This is a genomic window from Spirosoma utsteinense (assembly GCF_014282275.1).
GTDB classification, from domain to species: domain Bacteria; phylum Bacteroidota; class Bacteroidia; order Cytophagales; family Spirosomataceae; genus Spirosoma; species Spirosoma utsteinense.
Map to the genome: position 1 here is coordinate 18,572 of NZ_VFIA01000003.1, position 17,447 is coordinate 36,018.

13 protein-coding genes are annotated in these 17,447 nt (G+C 51.4%); 3 read left to right on the plus strand and 10 right to left on the minus strand.

Annotation, left to right across the window (positions count from 1 at the left end; genetic code table 11):
• Window positions 1–82 precede the first annotated feature (82 nt).
• The 3 genes from FH603_RS02555 to FH603_RS02565 all read left to right on the plus strand — a co-directional run bounded on the left by FH603_RS02555 (window position 83) and on the right by FH603_RS02565 (window position 3,426).
• Entirely contained in the window at window positions 83–1,183 is a 1,101-nt protein-coding gene (locus FH603_RS02555; RefSeq protein WP_342355208.1) for a hypothetical protein, read from the plus strand.
• Complete coding sequence (locus FH603_RS02560) at window positions 1,180–2,364, plus strand: glycosyltransferase (protein WP_317171181.1); 1,185 nt, start codon at window positions 1,180–1,182, stop codon at window positions 2,362–2,364. The genes FH603_RS02555 and FH603_RS02560 overlap by 4 nt, the downstream gene beginning before the upstream one ends.
• 123 nt (window positions 2,365–2,487) lie before the next feature.
• Window positions 2,488–3,426: a 3-oxoacyl-ACP synthase III family protein gene (locus FH603_RS02565; RefSeq protein ID WP_186735773.1), complete on the plus strand. Its 939-nt coding sequence runs from the start codon at window positions 2,488–2,490 to the stop codon at window positions 3,424–3,426.
• A gap of 100 nt (window positions 3,427–3,526) precedes the next feature.
• Here FH603_RS02565 and FH603_RS02570 read toward each other — a convergent pair whose 3' ends face one another.
• The 10 genes from FH603_RS02570 to FH603_RS02615 form a co-directional block, all read right to left on the minus strand.
• The gene (locus tag FH603_RS02570) at window positions 3,527–5,503 is read right to left on the minus strand and encodes a M1 family metallopeptidase (protein ID WP_186735775.1); all 1,977 of its coding nucleotides are present in this window, start codon (window positions 5,501–5,503) and stop codon (window positions 3,527–3,529) included.
• An 85-nt stretch (window positions 5,504–5,588) separates the two neighbouring features.
• Window positions 5,589–6,197 carry a cytochrome c oxidase subunit 3 gene (locus tag FH603_RS02575; RefSeq protein ID WP_186735777.1) on the minus strand — a complete coding sequence of 203 codons (609 nt, stop codon included), beginning with the start codon at window positions 6,195–6,197 and terminating at the stop codon, window positions 5,589–5,591.
• A 60-nt stretch (window positions 6,198–6,257) separates the two neighbouring features.
• A complete protein-coding gene (ispE, locus tag FH603_RS02580) occupies window positions 6,258–7,064 on the minus strand; it encodes a 4-(cytidine 5'-diphospho)-2-C-methyl-D-erythritol kinase (protein WP_186735779.1) in 807 nt (268 codons plus the stop codon).
• Between the two features lie 72 nt (window positions 7,065–7,136).
• On the minus strand, window positions 7,137–9,608 hold the full coding sequence (locus FH603_RS02585) for an OmpA family protein (protein WP_186735781.1): 2,472 nt from the start codon (window positions 9,606–9,608) through the stop codon (window positions 7,137–7,139).
• Window positions 9,609–10,362: 754 nt separating this feature from the next.
• Window positions 10,363–11,745: an ATP-binding cassette domain-containing protein gene (locus FH603_RS02590; RefSeq protein ID WP_186735790.1), complete on the minus strand. Its 1,383-nt coding sequence runs from the start codon at window positions 11,743–11,745 to the stop codon at window positions 10,363–10,365.
• Between the two features lie 69 nt (window positions 11,746–11,814).
• A complete protein-coding gene (locus FH603_RS02595) occupies window positions 11,815–12,429 on the minus strand; it encodes a hypothetical protein (RefSeq protein ID WP_186735791.1) in 615 nt (204 codons plus the stop codon).
• A 185-nt stretch (window positions 12,430–12,614) separates the two neighbouring features.
• On the minus strand, window positions 12,615–14,339 hold the full coding sequence (locus FH603_RS02600; protein ID WP_186735793.1) for a GMC oxidoreductase: 1,725 nt from the start codon (window positions 14,337–14,339) through the stop codon (window positions 12,615–12,617).
• 128 nt (window positions 14,340–14,467) lie between these two features.
• Window positions 14,468–15,097 carry a gluconate 2-dehydrogenase subunit 3 family protein gene (locus FH603_RS02605; protein ID WP_235985232.1) on the minus strand — a complete coding sequence of 210 codons (630 nt, stop codon included), beginning with the start codon at window positions 15,095–15,097 and terminating at the stop codon, window positions 14,468–14,470.
• 230 nt (window positions 15,098–15,327) lie between these two features.
• Window positions 15,328–16,644: an esterase-like activity of phytase family protein gene (locus tag FH603_RS02610; RefSeq protein WP_186735795.1), complete on the minus strand. Its 1,317-nt coding sequence runs from the start codon at window positions 16,642–16,644 to the stop codon at window positions 15,328–15,330.
• 125 nt (window positions 16,645–16,769) lie between these two features.
• A complete protein-coding gene (locus FH603_RS02615) occupies window positions 16,770–17,363 on the minus strand; it encodes a YdeI/OmpD-associated family protein (RefSeq protein WP_186735797.1) in 594 nt (197 codons plus the stop codon).
• Between the last annotated feature and the right edge of the window lie 84 nt (window positions 17,364–17,447).

The following is a 17,447-nucleotide window of genomic DNA, read 5'->3' on the forward strand; positions in this document are numbered from 1 at the left end:
ACCCTCCAATCCGTACCTTAGCTGGACGAATTGGAGGGTTGATTTCGTTTAAGATAAGTAAGGCTATTCATAACCGTATACTGTGTCTGTTTACCTGTTGCCTACTATTTTTTCGCTCCAGTTGCTCGTTCGTGCAGCGTCGTTGTTTGGGCTCCTACCCGATCCGATCCGGCTTCAGCCTCAGTCGTTGCCGTTTGTACCCAGGGAGTTTCATATAGCACTCGTTTCTGATCAGCGATCTGGCAAAGGGCCCGTTGCCCGCCTGGCGCTGGTTCTCAACCAGCCCCCCCAACCCGTTGACCTTGACGGGGGGATTACCTATAGCGTTCGGGCGTTTGTCAACCAGAGCCTCAGGCAAAACAAAAGCCTGCGCCCTATCGCTATGCGTATCAAGCAGTGCCGGGTAACTGAAACCGCCATCGGCAATCGGGTGCGGGGCGAGTTTGTGTATGAAGTCATGTTCGATCTGCTGGGTAAAGATGATCAGGGTATTGAAACCAGCACCCGCCTGACGGAGTATAGCGGCAGCGCTACCTATACCCGGCCGCTGGGCCAGCTGACCGTCATTGAACCAACCATCCGGCAGGCTATCACCGCGTCGCTACGCAGCCTGAACGACTACATGAATCGGGAAGCCAAGCAGAACGAAAAGCTGGCGACCAGCCTTCGGGTAGTGTTTACCGACGATACCCGCATCACGGCTGACGACACGGTGCAGTATAACCCCGACCGGAGGCTGACCTGGACCGACTTCCAGGCTGAACCGCGCCGGGGCAGCCATTACGCAGCCGAGGTGTTTACCAGTTTCGCGTATGAAGGTAAAAGCACGGTCAAAGACGGCATCATCACCCTGAATCTAAGCGTCAAAAGTTATATGCTCAAGAATTCATCCTGGGCACGGGCCGATGCTAAAAATGCGTACGCCCTGAACCATGAGCAGCGCCATTTCGATATTACCAAATTGATTGCCGAACGATTCAAGCGAGCTATTCAGCCCGATAGCCTGACACTTGAAGACTACAACAGCCTCATTCAGTATCAGTTTATCGAATCGTTCCGGGAGATGAATCAGATGCAGAAACAGTATGACAGCGAAACAAACCATAGTCTCGACCAGGCATCCCAGGAACGATGGAACCAGAAAATAGACGCCGAACTGCGTAGCTTTAAGGTGAAGCCGTGACATTTCCCGACAAAACCAACCCACCGCACCCCATAAAAAGGATCAGAGTTTTACACATCAGCACGGCTCAACGGCCTCAGGACCCACGTGTCGTATTCAAACAATGCCAGACCCTTACGAGTCAGTATGAGGTGTGGTGCGCACTACCTCACGCCAACCCCGCCCTAGCGCCCGACATCCGGTTTATTCGGTTACCGTTTTTTAGGCGGGTCATCTGGCGCGTGTTGATCACGAGTCCGTATATACTACTCCGCTGCCTGTGGCTGCAACCCGCCATTGTCCACGTGTATGTGCCGGAGTTTGTGCCGTTTGCGTTTATTTTCCGCCTGGCCGGCGCAGCGGTAATTTATGAAGTACAGGAGAACCTGTTTAAGAAAATGCACCTGAAAGCATTTAACCGGGGGCCACTGCTGGAATGGGCCTTCCGACGCTTCGATGCGCTGGCGCGGCAACATTTCTATCTGATATTCACCGAACACGGGTATCTGGATACCTACACCAGGCTGTCCAGGCCTCATGTGGTTATCTACAACTACCCCTTGCTCTCATTACTGGAACCGTTCCGGCAACCTTACCAGCCCAGCCTCCTGCAACCTACCTTTTTTTACATAGGCTGGCTTAGCTTCGAACGGGCGTTCGATACCCTGGTTAGCGGGCTGGCTCAGCTCCGACCTGCCTACCCAATGTTTGTCATGCACCTGTTTGGACGACGAACGTTCGACGATGTGGCTCTGGAACGGCTTCCGGAGTTCAATTCCATACGCTCGAATATGCGTTTCTATGGTTATACCGATCAGCGCGATGCCTTTCCCTATGCAAGGCAGGCTACAGCCGGGCTGGCATTGCTCAAACCGGTTGGTGACTACCCCGATTCCTACACGACCAAACTGTTTGAATACATGGCCTTAGGGCTGCCCGTTATCACCGCTGATTTCCCTCTTTATCGAGATGTTGTAGAACGCCATCAGTGTGGATTCTGCGTGTCTCCTTACGACCCCACGCAACTGGCACAAACCCTGACATTTTTGATCGAACACCCGACTGAAGCACGCCAGATGGGCGAACGGGGACGCCGGGCCGTAGAGCAGTATTACAACTGGACAACCGAAGCTCAGAAGCTATTTGATTTCTATACGTTAATTTTAGGCAGTCAAGTTGATAGAGGGAATAAATCAAGCTGAAATTTTAACCTTTTCAACACGTTATGGTATTGTTCTAATGTCCAATGCTATGTTTTCCCGGAAGGATTTAACTTTCGGTACTAATCTGGGAACTGCCCAGGTTAGCCATATTTTTTTCGCCTGATGTACATTCATACAGTAAGCCATTATCTGCCTACAGCAGTGGTTGGCAATGAACATTTTACCCAGCTCAACGGCTTATCGAACGACTGGATAATTGAACGCACCGGCATACAGGAGCGACGTAAAGCCGCCCCTGGCGAGAATACCAATACCATGACGATCGACGTGATTCGACGGCTACAGGAAAAAGTTGATTTGTCGACAGTCGATATAATCGTAGGCGCAACCTACACCCCTTACGACACCATTGTTTCGCTCGCTCACGAAGCACAGCACTACCTGGAAATTGCCGATATTCCTGTCATTTCAGTATCAACGGCCTGTTCGTCGCTGCTCAATGCCATTGAAGTAGTGGAGGGATACTTTGCGCTCAATAAAGCCAGCCGTGCGCTGGTCATCGTATCGGAACACAATACGGCTTACAACAATGATCAGGATACTATTTCGGGGCATTTGTGGGGGGATGGTGCTGCCGCATTGCTCATTACGAAAGAGCGCCAGAGCGAGAACGATTTTGCTATTAAAGCGCTGCTGACCGGCGGAGCGGCCCACACAGCCAAAGCAACAACGGCGGTTATGATGAAACCCAATGAAGGGGGCGTTACGATGCCCTTCGGTCGCGATGTCTTCATCAATGCCTGCCAGTACATGCCTAAAGCCAGCCTTCAGGTACTTGAGCGCTGCGGCCTAACGGTGGACGATGTCGATTATGTACTGCCTCACCAGGCCAACCTGCGTATTTCCCGCAACGTAATGAAAACGTTGGGGCTACCCGAAGAGAAGCTTATTTCCAATATTCAGCTACTGGGCAATACCGGTTGTGCGGGCTGTGCTATCGCTCTATCCGAAAACTGGGACATGTTCCAGAAAGGCCAGCGTATCGTGCTTACGGTATTCGGGGGCGGGTATTCGTACGGCGCGATGTTGATTGAAAAATAGTCTATAAGTCAGTAAGTCGAAGAGTCGGTAAGTGGCTGGCGCGAGCAATACGCATGCGCCAGCCACTTACCGACTCTTCAACTTACTGACTTATAGACTGTTATTGCGCTTCTGAACGCCAGGTGTTGTTTTTGCTATTGACATCGGGTAGTTTTTCGTCGGGATCGACAACCACCGTTTTGAGGGGCGACGTTGAATCGTAGCGCAACGTCCAGGTGCCACCCCGCTGCCATACTTCGATGGGCAAGGTTACGCGGCCTTTTTTGCCATTGGATTCTGTCACTTCGATGGTGACGGGCATGGCTAGTTTTTCGAGGTTCTCTATCGAAATCAGCGATCCTTTCCCGGCCGATCCATCTACATATTTAACCTCTTTGACGCCCTGGTCCAGTTTCCAGGTTTCGTAGAAGAAACCGCGCCAGAACCAGCCCAGATCCTCACCTGCCCCGTCCTCCATACTCCGGAAGAAATCATAGGGCGTTGGGTGTTTGAATGCCCAGCGGTTCATGTAGTTCCGGAAAGCGAAGTCGAAACGCTCCGGACCCAGCACCGATTCCCGCAGCAGCTTCAGGCCCATGCCGGGCTTGTAATAAGCCAGAATCCCCAATGCGCGGGGCTGCTGCACATCCGGAATAGTCATGACCGGTTCGGTAGGGCTGAACAGGGCCGGCGCAATATCGTGCATTGTTCCCCGCTCGCGGTTGTACTCACCATTGTTGAAATTGGCCGTCGACAGGGTATTGATGAATGTATTGAATCCCTCGTCCATCCAGGGAAATTTGCGCTCATTGCTACCCACGATCATTGGGAACCAGTTATGGCCAAATTCATGATCGGTAACCCCCCAAAGGGCATCTCGTTTGTCTTTGTGATCGCAGAAAACGATGCCCGGATATTCCATACCTCCCACAATACCCGCCACATTGGTAGCAACCGGATAGCTGAACTCATACAGGTATTTTGAGTAGAACTCGATGCAGCCCTTTACATACTCTGTCGAACGGCCCCATGAGTCATTCGTTGCGCTTTCGGCTGGATATACCGATTGTGCCAGCGAAGGTTTACCACTAGGTAGGTTCATCCGGGCCGCATCCCATACAAACGCCCGGCTCGACGCCCAGGCCACATCGCGGGTGTTGAGGCAGCGGAATTTCCAGGTCAGCGTACCCGATTTTTTAGGGCGTGTGTCGGCATTCGTCACTTCGTCCTTACCACGGATGATCACTGTTTTGTCGCTCTGGCGGGCCTGCGCCAGCCGCTTGATCTGCTCGCCCGTTAACACGTCGTTGGGGTTCAGCAACTCGCCCGAACCGGCTACGATATGGTCCCAGGGCACCGTGACATTGTATTCATAGTCACCATATTCGAGGTAAAACTCGCCTGCCCCCAGGTAAGGCAATACGTTCCAGCCTTCGATGTCATCATACACACACATACGTGGATACCACTGCGCTATTTCGTAGATGACACCATCCTTACGCTTCAGCTGGCCCATCCGGTCGGAGCCGTATTCGGGAATCTTGAAAGAGTAGGCCACTTTTACCCGGACCTCGCCACCAGGTTTCACTGATTCAGCTAACCGAATCTGCATCCGGGTATCGGTAATTGTATAGGGAGCACCCGCAAATTTTCCTTTACCCTGCTCAGCTGTTACGCTGGTAATTGTAAGCCCCCCGGCAAAGTCCAGGTTACCAAACCGGCCACCCGTCACGGGCGTTGTTTTGGCCGCCCTCGACGTATCGCTGAAAGCATTCTGGTCGAGTTGTAGCCATAAAAATGGAAGCGACTCCGGCGAGTTGTTCTTGTAGGCAATCGTTACCTCGCCTGCAATGGTATTCTGCTGATCATCGAGGCTGACATTGATTTGATAGTCGGCACGGTTTTGCCAGTAGCGCGGACCGGGAGCACCACTTCCCGTACGGTAATCGTTACCCGGCTGCATGTTGAACAACGGGTGAAACAACGCAAGAGGATCGTATTTCGATCCGCCGGACGATGGCGAAACAGGCCCGGTAGTTTGAGCAAACGACGTTAGGCTAACTACCCACAGACCTGCCCAAATAGCAATTTTCTTCATGAAGTATGATAGAACAGTTTTTTTTACAAATAACGGGATAACCAGGCAAAAGCAGGTAATGGCTGGAGACCCGCACCCTGAATCCTCAAAGGGAAAAACGCATAGTAAGGCCATGATGGATGACCAGAAATACAAACAGGACGATCCAGAGGACGTCGACAAAGTGCCAGTAAAGGGTGAGTAGCCTTAGCTTCAGCTGATTGGGTGGGTTTACGCTATATACGAACGAATCGATATACGGTCGGCGACGCAGGGCTTCGATCAAGGCGATAACGATGAAGATAAGCCCAATCAGGATATGGAGCAGATGAACGCCGGAGATAATATACACAAAGCTGCCGGATGGGTTACCGGTTAGGCCAATCCCTGACCGGATCATCTGCCGCCAGCCCCAGGCCTGTAGTACAATGAACAAGGTACCCAGCACCAGCGTCGTGCCCATGTTGGTCCGGTAACTATCGAAGCGTTCATGCCGAAACGCCTGGTTAGCATTATGAAGTGTCAGGCTGCTCAACACAATAGCAATTGTGCTAATCAAAAACACGTTCGGTAGCCTGACATCTGTCCAGTCGGCTGCCGAACGACGGATAATATAAGCAGCCAGCAATACTGTAAACAGAAGTACACTGCTTGCAATACCTAACCAGACCATGAAGCGGAACGGCTCCCGCCGTTTCGTGACGAAGTTGCTCATTAGCGGAGTTTATGGGAATCAGCATGACGTTTGTAGGCTAACGGATTACCACAAACTGATTTACAGTTTTCCTTGCCAAACGCTGTAATCACTAAATTGGTTTGGGCATATAACCGGGGCGTCGAAAATACCGTACACCGTTGAGCCGGAACCACTCATACTGGCATAGATAGCCCCCTCGGCATACATCTGTTGCTTAATGGCAGCAAGCACGGGATAATTCGGGAACAGGCTCGCTTCAAAATCGTTCTGGATGGTTGTTCGCCAGGTATCGATAGGTGCGAGCAAATCGTCATACAGGTCGGTTTCGGGCTGGCGGGGCCGGATGGCTGCGTAGGCTTCGGCGGTTGAAATAGCCAGATTCGGGTAAACCAGCAACAGGTGGTACCCGCGCAGATCGACCGCAATTTCGTCAAACATGTCACCCTTCTCGACACAGTACATTGGCCGGTTTTGGATGAAAAACGCGCAGTCGCTGCCCAGCAGCCGGGCATATCCTTCCAGTAGTTCCGTACGAAGGCCCAATCCAAAACGGTCGTTCAGCAATTTCAGGGCGAAAGAAGCATCGGCCGACCCGCCACCCAGTCCTGCCCCAATGGGGATAAGCTTGTGCAGATGTACATGCACAGGAGGCAGGTCGTAATCGGCTTTTAACAGGTTATAGGCCCGTATGCACAGGTTTGTTTCGGCAGCCCCCGGAATTGGCAGGCCGCTGCTGCTGAAGGCAGTGGCATCGGCAGGGATAATCTCCAGCACATCGCTCCAGCCAATCGGGTAGAAGCACGATTGCAGATTGTGAAAGCCATCGGGTCGTTTCCTGATGATGCGCAGACCCAGGTTGATTTTGGCGTTTGGAAACGTAATCATGTCCCAAAAATAGGAACGAAGCCCGATGAATACCACCCCGAAGGTTACCGACAGGTAGCCATCCGGCTTTTCTTACTTGATATCCACGACCCGGAATTCGGTTCGGCGATTGCGCTGGTGTTCAGCATCGGTGCAGATAACGTCATCGGTACAGTTGTTGACCAACTGCGACTCACCCATACCGATGGCAGCCATGCGTTTCTGGCTGATACCTTTGGCCGCCAGGTAGTTGGCAACGGCTTTGGCCCGTTGAGTTGACAACAGCTTATTTCGCTCGGCACTGCCCCGGCTGTCGGTATGGGATCGGATTTCGATAATCAGCGAAGGGTATTTGCGCATCGTCGCAACCAGCTTATCCAGTTCACGGGCAGCATCTAACCGGAGACTAAACCGGTCCAGGTCGTAATAAATGTTATCGATCGTAACCACGTCACCTACGCTGAGCATGCGCAGATCGGCCGACAGCACTTTGGGTTTATCTTTCTTTGGCAACCCCTTGATTTTGTTTGTATTGGTACCAAAAGCCGCTTTAGAAGCCACCAGGGTATAATCGCAGCCTTCGGCCAGATCGAACGCATAGCAACCATCAGCGCCAGTGACGTAGACGAGCTGACTACGGTTGCACTCGTTTCGAAGCCGGACGGTAACGCCCTCGATAGGCCGACGATCACGCTCACTAACAACGACGCCATAAATATGGGAACGCGTCAGAACCTTTATGGGGGCCATACTTTTCGACTCCACGATAGCGACGGTATCCATGACTATCGTTGGCTTGATCATGCCTATCTCAAGGTGGCTAGGCTGGTCATCGGTCAGGGCCTGGGTAGTGAATCCGACAGTGTTGTTGATATAACCGTCGCGACTGACCTGAAAGGTAAAGTTATTGTCGCCATCGAGACACATGCGAACAAAACCCTTCGCATCGGTAATCATTGTCTGGTCAGCACGGCCCTCTCCCTTTGTTTTAACGATTATGTTCACACTGTCGAGTCCTGTATTGGATTCGGTGTCATAAAGCCGAACGGTAAGGTCGCGACATCCATAAAGCGAACTCTCCCGCACGAAGCGGTAAATATCGTCATTGCCATCACGGCGGTTACTGCTGAAGTAGCCCCCACTCCGGTTGGCATCGGTTATAAGACCAAAATCGTCCTTGGGCGAGTTAACCGGCGCATCCATATGCTCGACCGACTGAACAACAATACCGGTAGCCAGCGTGCTTATGGTGGCGAAGAAAATATCCAGATCACCAAGTCCTTTCCGGCCATTGGTAGAGAAGTATAAGTTGCCGTCATCATCAGCAAAGGGGAACAGTTCATTTCCCTTCGTGTTGATTTCCTCCCCTAAATTGACGGGCTTTCCCCACTTTCCGTTCTCGTAGCGGCTTACATACAGATCGGTACCACCATAGCCGCCCGGCATATCCGATGCAAAATAAAGCAACTGCTCATCGCTGCTCAGGGCTGGATGTCCTACCGAATAATTATCGCTGTTGAATGGCAATTCGGCCACATCGACCCAGATACCGTTCTGCTGACGGGCGGTATATAGTTTAAGCTTAGTGACACCTTCGGCGCTCTTACGGGCGTGCCCTTCGTTGTAGTTGTTGCGCGTAAAAACAATTTTCAACCCATCCCGGGAAAAGGTCACCGGACCTTCGTGGTAACGGGAGTTAATCGTTTCGCTCAGCCGCTGCTTCGTATTACCTGACCGGGTGTCATACCCTAGTCCATCGGTAATGCTGATACCGCCTTCAAAATTTTGTCCTCCCTGCGAATCATTGGCGGTAGCACGTGTATAATGATCCGAGCCCAGATTCTTTCCACCCTGCGTTCGTGCGGGTTCGCCCTTTTTACGGGTGGTTCCATCGGCGTTTATGATGCTACTGGCTTTAAGGCTATTCCGGTTAGGGGCGTAGAATAGATCGAGATAAGCGGACCCTCCCCCCCTACCCGAGGTCTCAATCACGGTTTTACCTTTGCTCCCGGCCACATAAACCAAACCATCCCCGTAAAAAGCCGGACTAAATTCTTCTCCCGATGAGTTTAGAGACAAATATTCAAGTCGATACTGAACTGGCCCTTTTCGTCTCGCCTGTGCCGCTACGGGTAAGTCCTGCATAGGTAATGGCCGCTCCAGGGCGGCCTTGTCTTTCAGCTTCAGGTAGCGCTCATATTGCTGCTGGGCTTCCTTGAATTTACCATTACCCGCCAGCGTTTGCGCAAAATTCAGGGTCCGTTGCGGGTCCTCTTCAACGCTGGTATCAATTGATTCGCGGTAAAACTTCTCGGCCTTGACTCCATCTCCAACCTGTTTATAGGCAAAGGCTAATTGGGTCTGTATGGCCACCTTTTGAGTAATAGTAAGCTTATTTTTAGGCTCCGTCAATAACTCGTTGTAAGCCTCGATAGCTCTGCCATAGGCTTTATAGCTGAGCAGTCGGTCGGCCTGCTGCAACAGCGAATCGACCTGTGCCCAGGCTGTCGAACAGCTTAGCCACAGCAACCCAATTACGATCTGTCTTATCCAATTTTTACGCATTGACATCATGCTTACCTCTATTCTGGCCTGTGCTCTTCCAATGAGCCATCTTTTTTACGCCACATTTTATCTGCCAATCTCTATTCGTTCGTTGAGCTGCGGATATTCTTTATGAATCATAGTATCATTATCTGGTTATTAGTCCGCAATAATGGTACAATGCATTTATCGAACCAACGTTAAAAAGCGCCTGAAATCGAGGTTGTCAATCACGTTGACAGACGTTCTATCAGGCGATCGTATGGCCAGGTTACGGTATGATCTTGCTGTTTGATCCGTTTCAGTTATGACTCGGCTCGACGTATTTCGCTAAGTTATTGCAACAACACGGTCTGCCTTTTATGGAGCCAAAAAACACTATCCCACGCTTTCAGCCAGTTTAGTAAAAACCAGAATTATGTTGTCACGAATTTGGTCTGCGTCTTTTCTTACAGGCCCGCACTAACAGCAATGAATAAAACTAATATCATGCCAAGCACTTTGCGTACCTGGCTTTACGCTCGTTATTGATTAAAGCTGTCAGATTTAGTTTGCTATTTGGCCCTTACCGCCAACTCATCATGTTTACTTTTTAATAAAAATGTCAACATGGCGACTGGCACAAACCATGCCAGATAGCTGAAGACAAATCATCTTTGCCTCTTAAGACTATAGAATTCAATACGTGTCACTTATCTGAAATCAGGGAGCTATATCTATAGAATCTATATGGAATAAAACGTACTAGTAACAAGTTGAAAAACAAAGCATTGACTTACCGCTGTAACTCAAGTCTATTTATTACACTGGTGGGTAGTTCGGCCCGGTCATGCGTTATAAAAAGCATACTTGCCGTAGCCAGGCCATCCAGTAATTTCCGGGCGAGTTGAATAGATTTACTATCCAAAGCCTGAAAAGGCTCATCGAGCAGTAACACTGGCGGATTTTTTATCAATGCCCGAACGAACAGGATCAGTCGTTGCTCACCCGTCGACAGTGTCCCGAAGGACCGGCTTAACTGAGCGTCGACATCGAAATAATGACTTAACGCAATCAGGTCCGTTTCTGTAGTTTCCGGCACAATCCTGGGTACTGTCAGGGTATCAGTCAACCCCGTCAGAATTACCTGACGCGCTGTAAGGTGTTGCGGAAAGTACAAATGCAACTCAGGTGAGACGAACCCGATCCGGCGTTTCACGTCCCAGATACTCTCGCCCGATTTACCGCGCCGGTGGCCAAATACCCGTACATCGTTGGCATAGGCCTGCGGATGATCACCGTACAACAGGCTCAGCAGCACGGATTTTCCTACGCCGTTTGGCCCCACCAACGCCCATCGTTCATTAGCCCTCACCGTCCAGTTCAGCTGATCCAGAATAATTCGCTCACCATAGCGTACTGTTACGTTGGTCAATTGAAAGACATCGTTGAAGTCAACGGGTTTGGGTGGGGTCCGAAGCAAAGGGATGGGCTTGCTTTCGCAGTCAGCTACAGGCTCTCTATACGCAGCTCTCGGCCCGGACCAGATCTCCTCCGCTAGACGCAGCACATGCGTTATAAAGGGAGGAGTACTGTCGGGCTCGGTTACCAGGGCCAGGGCGGCTCCCTGGGTAGTTAATTGGCTAAGCCAGCCTGTAAGGTCATTGCGCGAAGCAGTATCCAGGCCGACAAATGGATTATCGAGCAGGAGAAGTGGTGGCTGTCGTAAAAGAGCTTTAATAATGCGGGCTTTGCGTGTCTGCCCATTTGATAGTTTCAGCAGCGACAGATCCAGCAGGGGCGTCAGGCCCGCGTCATTGATGAGCCTTGCTGCGGCCAACGAGTCAGGAGCCTGCAGGTAAGTGCGTAACAACGGTGCCTCATTGCTCATCGTAGCCTGATAGCGTTGCTGGTAGAAATAAGTACCATACGAGAATTGGCGCGACTCTTCCCGGAAGGAAACAAACGCAACGGATGAATTTCGGATCAGCTTACCGGTCTCTACGGGTAGTTGCCCGGCTAAAACCTGTAGTAATGTAGTTTTGCCGCTTCCTATGGGACCCACTATGGCCCAGCACTCACCCGAACAAATCCGGATGGATACATCACGCAGCACATCGCGGTTATTCCGCCTGATGGTGGTCCTCTTCAGGTCAACAAGAATAGTTGGTTCAGCCATAAAAAAACGGGTCGATACCCTTTCGCAAAGGTACCGACCCGAATTATCTTGTCAAGTAAGCTAGCTAGCTTACTTTCTTGGCGGTGTCGTCGTTGTCGACGAAGAGGACGATGAGCGTTTCGTCTTCCGGCTGTTGTTGCCTGTCGATCCGCTGTTAGTCCGATCCGTTGTGTTCATCGAATCTTTTGCACCCGTCGTGGTACCGCTATTCATTGAACCCGTACCCGTCGAGTACGAACCCGTTGTGCCTGTGCCTGTACCTGTTCCTGTGGTTCCGGTCGTTGTACCCGTCGTCCCCGTTTGAGGCTGCGACTGATACGTACCCGATCCTGTTGTTGTACCTGTACCCGTGGTTGTGCCGGTATTCATGCCCGAACCCGTAGTCGTACCGGTTCCAGTCGTTGTACCACTGTTCGTGGTTGGCGGCTGAGTCTGGTAGGTACCCGTTGCAGTGCCTGTGTTCGTACCGTTATTCATGGTACCCGTGGTTCCGGTCGTTGTGCCCGTGCCCATTGTTGAGCCAGTACCCGTAGTTCCGGTGCCCATTGTCGAGCCAGTACCTGTTGTACCAGTGCCCGTCGTTCCGGTTGCACCTGTACCCGTTGATGAATTCGTTGTTTGTGCCGTTGCGTTGAGGGCCATGCCAGCTACCAGCATCCAACCCATTATCATTACCTTTTTCATAGTCGAGTTTTTAGGTATCAATTACTTGATATACCTTAATAGAACACTATTCCTATAGAATTGTTTGGTTAATATGACAATTCATCTGTAAATCTGCGATATAAGGCCAAAAACGGCTAAAAAAAAACAGGCAGCTACCGAGGTAACTACCTGTTTTTTCCTGAATATAGGGCCTAAGCCAGGGTTTACAGATTGCCCTTTTTCATTTCCTTCACGGCAAAATCGGCTGCCCTAGCGGTCAGGGCCATGTAGGTAAGTGATGGGTTAACGCAGGAAGCCGAGGTCATACAGGCACCATCTGTATTGAATACGTTTTTAACCGAGTGAATCTGGTTATGCGCATTCAGGACCGACGTTTTAGGGTCGCGGCCCATACGAGCAGTACCCATTTCGTGGATACCGATGCCTGGGTGCTTCGATTCGTCGTTGTAAGCTGTCACATTTTTCAGACCAGCCGCTTCGAGCATTTCGGCGGCATCGTTCATCATGTCCTTACGCATTTTCTTTTCATTCTCGCCATAGGCTGCGTCGAACACAATCAGGGGTAACCCCCACTTATCCTTTTGGTCGGGAGAAAGGGTCATGCGGTTGTTGGGATCAGCGAGCATTTCACCAAATCCACCCAGGCTCATTGTCCATGGGCCAGGTGTGGTGAGGCTTTCTTTGAAATCGGCCCCGAAACCATCCATACCATTACCCCGGTTCCAGCCGCCACGACCGGCACCACCCTGGTAGCCGAAGCCCCGCAGGTAGTCCCGCTTGTCGCCACCCCAGTTCCGGTAGCGTGGTACGTAAACGCCGTTAGCCCGCCGACCGTAGTAGTACTGGTCTTCCATACCGTCAAACGTGCCAGCGGCTCCAACAGCCAGGTGGTGGTCCATGATATTACGACCCAGCTGGTCGGAGTCGTTACCCATTCCGTTGGGGAAGCGGTGCGACTTGGAGTTCATCAGGATGGACGTACTGGCAAAAGACGACGCATTCATAAAGATGATCTTGGCGTAATACTCACGAACCTGTTTCGTGTTCTGATCGATTATCCGGACACCCGTCGCTTTGCCTTTTTTCTCGTCATACAACACTTCCGATACAATTGAATCGGGACGTAGGGTAAGGCGACCGGTTTTTACTGCTGCGGGCAACGTGGCGGCCTGCGTGCTAAAATAAGCGCCGTAAGGACAACCGCGCATACACTGGTTCCGGAACTGGCAGGCAGCCCGACCAAGGTCGTAGTGCTGCTGTTTGGGGGCTGTCAAGTGAGCAACGCGGCCAATGGTAACGGTACGTCCGCCAAACGATTTCTCGATGCGGGCTTTCACCTCTTTCTCCACGCAATTCAATTGCATAGGGGGAAGAAAGTTGCCATCCGGCAGAACGTCCAGGCCATCTTTATTACCCGAAATACCGGCAAATCCTTCTACATAGTTGTACCAGTTTGCCAGGTCTTCGTAGCGGATGGGCCAGTCGACACCAACGCCTTCTTTGGCATTGGCCATGAAATCTTCTTTGTTCCAGCGGTAGCTCTGACGACCCCACATCAGCGACCGGCCACCCACGTGGTAGCCACGAATCCAGTCGACTTTGCGGTTTTCTTTTTCGAGGTACGGGTTTTCCTTATCGTTCTCGAAATGGTGCCGCCATTCTTCGTTAGCCGTATAACCGGTCCGCATGTTGGCCCAGTACTCTTCGGCCGCCATCGTCGTTACCCGACCCCGGTGAGGAAATTCCCACGGATTTTTGGTGGCGGTCTCATAGCCTTCGATATGCTTGATATCGCGTCCCCGCTCCAGCATCAGCACTCTAAGCCCTTTCTGGGTTAGTTCTTTGGCTGCCCAGCCACCCGAAATACCTGAGCCTACGACGATAGCATCGTAGGTCATGTCTTTTACAGCATCTATGTTGAGATTCATGTCTTTAAATCTTAAAGGTCGTAGAAGTCATAAGTCGCAAAAGCCGTAAGTGCGGTTTCCCGCCGAACAGCCGCAAACTGGCTTGTTTACGACTTATGGCTTTTCGCTTTATAACTAAGTTAGATTAATTAGATGGCCCACGCTTTCTGGCCGGCTTTGAGCGGTACACAGCCATCGTAACGGCCCGGAACCGCTACGTATTCGAGCGCCTGCGTGCAGCCAATTTCCGAAGTAAAATAACCTGTCAATGTCAGGTCTTTCAGGATCGTGAAGAAAGGTGTGTAGCGTTCGGCTTTGGCTTTCGGCATCTGGGCATCGGCCTGCGCACCCGCACTCTGCGTGCTGGCCATTTGGGTCTTCTGCTGTTTGGCTTCGGCTTCCAGCTTCTTCACAATGTCGATCCGCTGGGTTGAATCGAGTTGCGCAAATGCCTTCCCGTAAGCATCCTGACTTAGTTTGTTGGTCTGTGCCAGCCCTTCCAGGAACCGTTTCTGGTCAGCTTCTTTATAGCAGTCTTTCAGAAGAACATCAATGATTTCGTTCACTTTAGCTGCTTTGGCACCAGGCGTACTAGTCGTTGGAATAATGGTTTCGGCCAGTTCAGCAACGGTTGCATCCTGGTCGGCGGTAAGGAAGACCGGTTTGCCGGTCAGGGTACGCCGGGCCGCTGAGGCCTCAAGTGTATCCGCCAGCGCGGGTAGCGTCATGGTGGCACCAGCCAGCATGGCCACCCGCATGAGGGCGTCTCTTCTGTTCATGAGCGTAAGATGAATTATATTTCTAATTATAACGATGCAAAGGAATACAAATATATAACAATCAATGACTGAATTGTCTGTTTCTGAGACTGAGTTTTACCGACTTACCCGTAAATAATAGTATATACCCAGAACAAGAAGGCGATGCATCCACGCAGGAATGCACCGCCTTCTTCACTCCCCTGTATACGTTGTATGCGTGTATTTTGGGCCCAAAACGAGCTAATGGATTATTTTACAGCCTTTTTCAACGTTACGAAATACACACGGTTCTTATCGATCGTGTTCGTTGACGGGAGGATCTTTGCTACATATGTCCCCGTTCCGGTAACCCCAAAATCGTCGTCGTTAGAGACCGCCAGCAAGGTTGGGCTGAGCAACGCTATGCCCTCGGCCTTATCGTGAGGATAAACGGGCGACGTTTCGGTGGCTAAATCCAGCGCCAGCGTTTTGGTGACGGGCGTAATTCCATTAGCCTGTAGGGCAATCGCCGTTTTGAGTTCCTCTACCGTTTTCCCACCATAAAGCTTGCCGTTGGCCCCATTGGCGGGGTCTGAGATATCGGTTGCGCCGGTAAGATCAATTTTATACACCCGCTTGAAGAGCGTGCTTTTGTTAGCATCGGTTCCATACTCGCCGTCGCGCTCAAGGACCAGGAACGTAGTGTTTGTAATGGCAGTGATTTCGCTGACCGCCTGTAGGTTGGCGCGTTCAATGAGGTAAACAAACTGTTTGGTAGCGCCCGTAGCAATATTGAATGTCAGGATGCGGGTAACCAACGAACCGGATACAGCCGCTGACGACGGGTTATAGAGCGGAAACTGCATGATACCAACCAGCGTCTTGCCATCGGGCGTGAGGGTTAGTCCTTCCATGCCGCGGTTGGCCCGACGCGTGGCGAACACCAGCGGGATAGTCCGGCCACCGGTACCGCTGCCAAACGGATTGATCCGCTCAAGGGTCCGTCCCGTCGCATCGAAGTGAACAATATGGGGACCATACTCATCACTCACCCAGAACGTACCATCCGATGCCACGGCCAGCCCTTCCGAATCAAGCCCATCAACACTGCTGCCAATATTAGTGCCGTTTATAGCGAGAGCGGTCTCGCCGGTACCGCCCTGATTGGCCGGGTTTGGCAATCCGTTCAGCTTACCACCCGCACTGTTCTTCAGTTCAATGATGCTTTCCAGTATCATCTGGCCATTTTTCACCCGAAACTTACCAATCTGGGGCGCAAAGCCAGGTACAGCAAATACTTTCGAGTTAGCCATTGTACCGTCGATGTTTGGCCCCCGGTCGGTGAGCATAAAGAAAGCGCCGGGATCACGAGGGTCGGAAGCAATGGCCGACCCGAAACCGCCATTAAATACCTGAACGTTACCAACCGTCGTCAGAATAGCGGGTAGAAAGGTGCCTTTATTGTCGGCATCGACAACAGCCGGTAAACCCGGCGTCGACTCAAGCCGGTGGTCTTCACAGGCACTCATCAACAAAGCAGCAGCCGTAACGGCCGACACGGCACTAAAGAAGGAAAAATACTTCATATGTATTAGTCAGAGCGTAGTGGTGGAAAACCACAAAAGTCGGCCTGAGCTGTTACGCCAGTGTGAACATAGCTGGTCTTGTCATGAAGGGATTGTTACCTTTTCAGTCTGCTCACTTACGCGAATCACGATTTGGGCGTGTATTGATTAGCGCGCTCGTTACGTTCGGCACGGGTCACAATGTCCAGCAGGCGTTTGGTGCGGGTTGCGGGTGTTTTGGCGTTGAGTAGCCACTCCAGAATACCCCGTTTGGCCGAAGGGGGAAAGGCGTCAAAAAATCCTTTTGCAACCGGATTTGCTTCCAGCAACTCCTGTAGATCAGGCGGATAAACTAAATTCGTTACCTCGTCCAGGGCGGTCCAGGTGCCGGTTCGTTTAGCCAGGTCAATCATTGCCAGCCCCGCATCGGTCATCAGGCCAGCCTCCAGGAGCTTTTCAACCTTGTTTTTATTGACCGTGCTCCAGTTGCTGTTAGGTTTTCGTCTGGAAAAGAACTGACGGTAATGCTGATCGTCACCTTTCCTGGCCGCACTATCGATCCAGCCAAAGCAAAGGGCTTCGTCTACGGCTTCATTGTAGGTTACGCTCGGCGTTGCGCTGGCCTTCTTATAAATTCTGAGCCACACATTCTTCTCGGTCGAATGATTAGCAGCAAGCCACTGCCGCCAATCGGCGCGGGTGGGGGCGTCAATAGTTGTTGGAGAGGAATCAGTTATCATACGATAGCGCCAGGAGACAAGTACAGGCCGATATTGCTCAACTAAATATAACACATCGGCCTGTAATTTTTGCCTGCCCTATAC

What these genes read in the sequence shown, in the direction of transcription:
- FH603_RS02610 (WP_186735795.1), bottom strand. Translation starts at nt 16,644, where the DNA reads ATGAAGTATTTTTCCTTCTTTAGTGCCGTGTCGGCCGTTACGGCTGCT.
- FH603_RS02585 (WP_186735781.1), bottom strand. Translation starts at nt 9,608, where the DNA reads ATGCGTAAAAATTGGATAAGACAGATCGTAATTGGGTTGCTGTGGCTA.
- FH603_RS02565 (WP_186735773.1), top strand. Translation starts at nt 2,488, where the DNA reads ATGTACATTCATACAGTAAGCCATTATCTGCCTACAGCAGTGGTTGGC.
- FH603_RS02605 (WP_235985232.1), bottom strand. Translation starts at nt 15,097, where the DNA reads ATGAACAGAAGAGACGCCCTCATGCGGGTGGCCATGCTGGCTGGTGCC.
- FH603_RS02590 (WP_186735790.1), bottom strand. Translation starts at nt 11,745, where the DNA reads ATGGCTGAACCAACTATTCTTGTTGACCTGAAGAGGACCACCATCAGG.
- FH603_RS02595 (WP_186735791.1), bottom strand. Translation starts at nt 12,429, where the DNA reads ATGAAAAAGGTAATGATAATGGGTTGGATGCTGGTAGCTGGCATGGCC.
- FH603_RS02600 (WP_186735793.1), bottom strand. Translation starts at nt 14,339, where the DNA reads ATGAATCTCAACATAGATGCTGTAAAAGACATGACCTACGATGCTATC.
- FH603_RS02575 (WP_186735777.1), bottom strand. Translation starts at nt 6,197, where the DNA reads ATGAGCAACTTCGTCACGAAACGGCGGGAGCCGTTCCGCTTCATGGTC.
- FH603_RS02615 (WP_186735797.1), bottom strand. Translation starts at nt 17,363, where the DNA reads ATGATAACTGATTCCTCTCCAACAACTATTGACGCCCCCACCCGCGCC.
- FH603_RS02570 (WP_186735775.1), bottom strand. Translation starts at nt 5,503, where the DNA reads ATGAAGAAAATTGCTATTTGGGCAGGTCTGTGGGTAGTTAGCCTAACG.
- ispE (WP_186735779.1), bottom strand. Translation starts at nt 7,064, where the DNA reads ATGATTACGTTTCCAAACGCCAAAATCAACCTGGGTCTGCGCATCATC.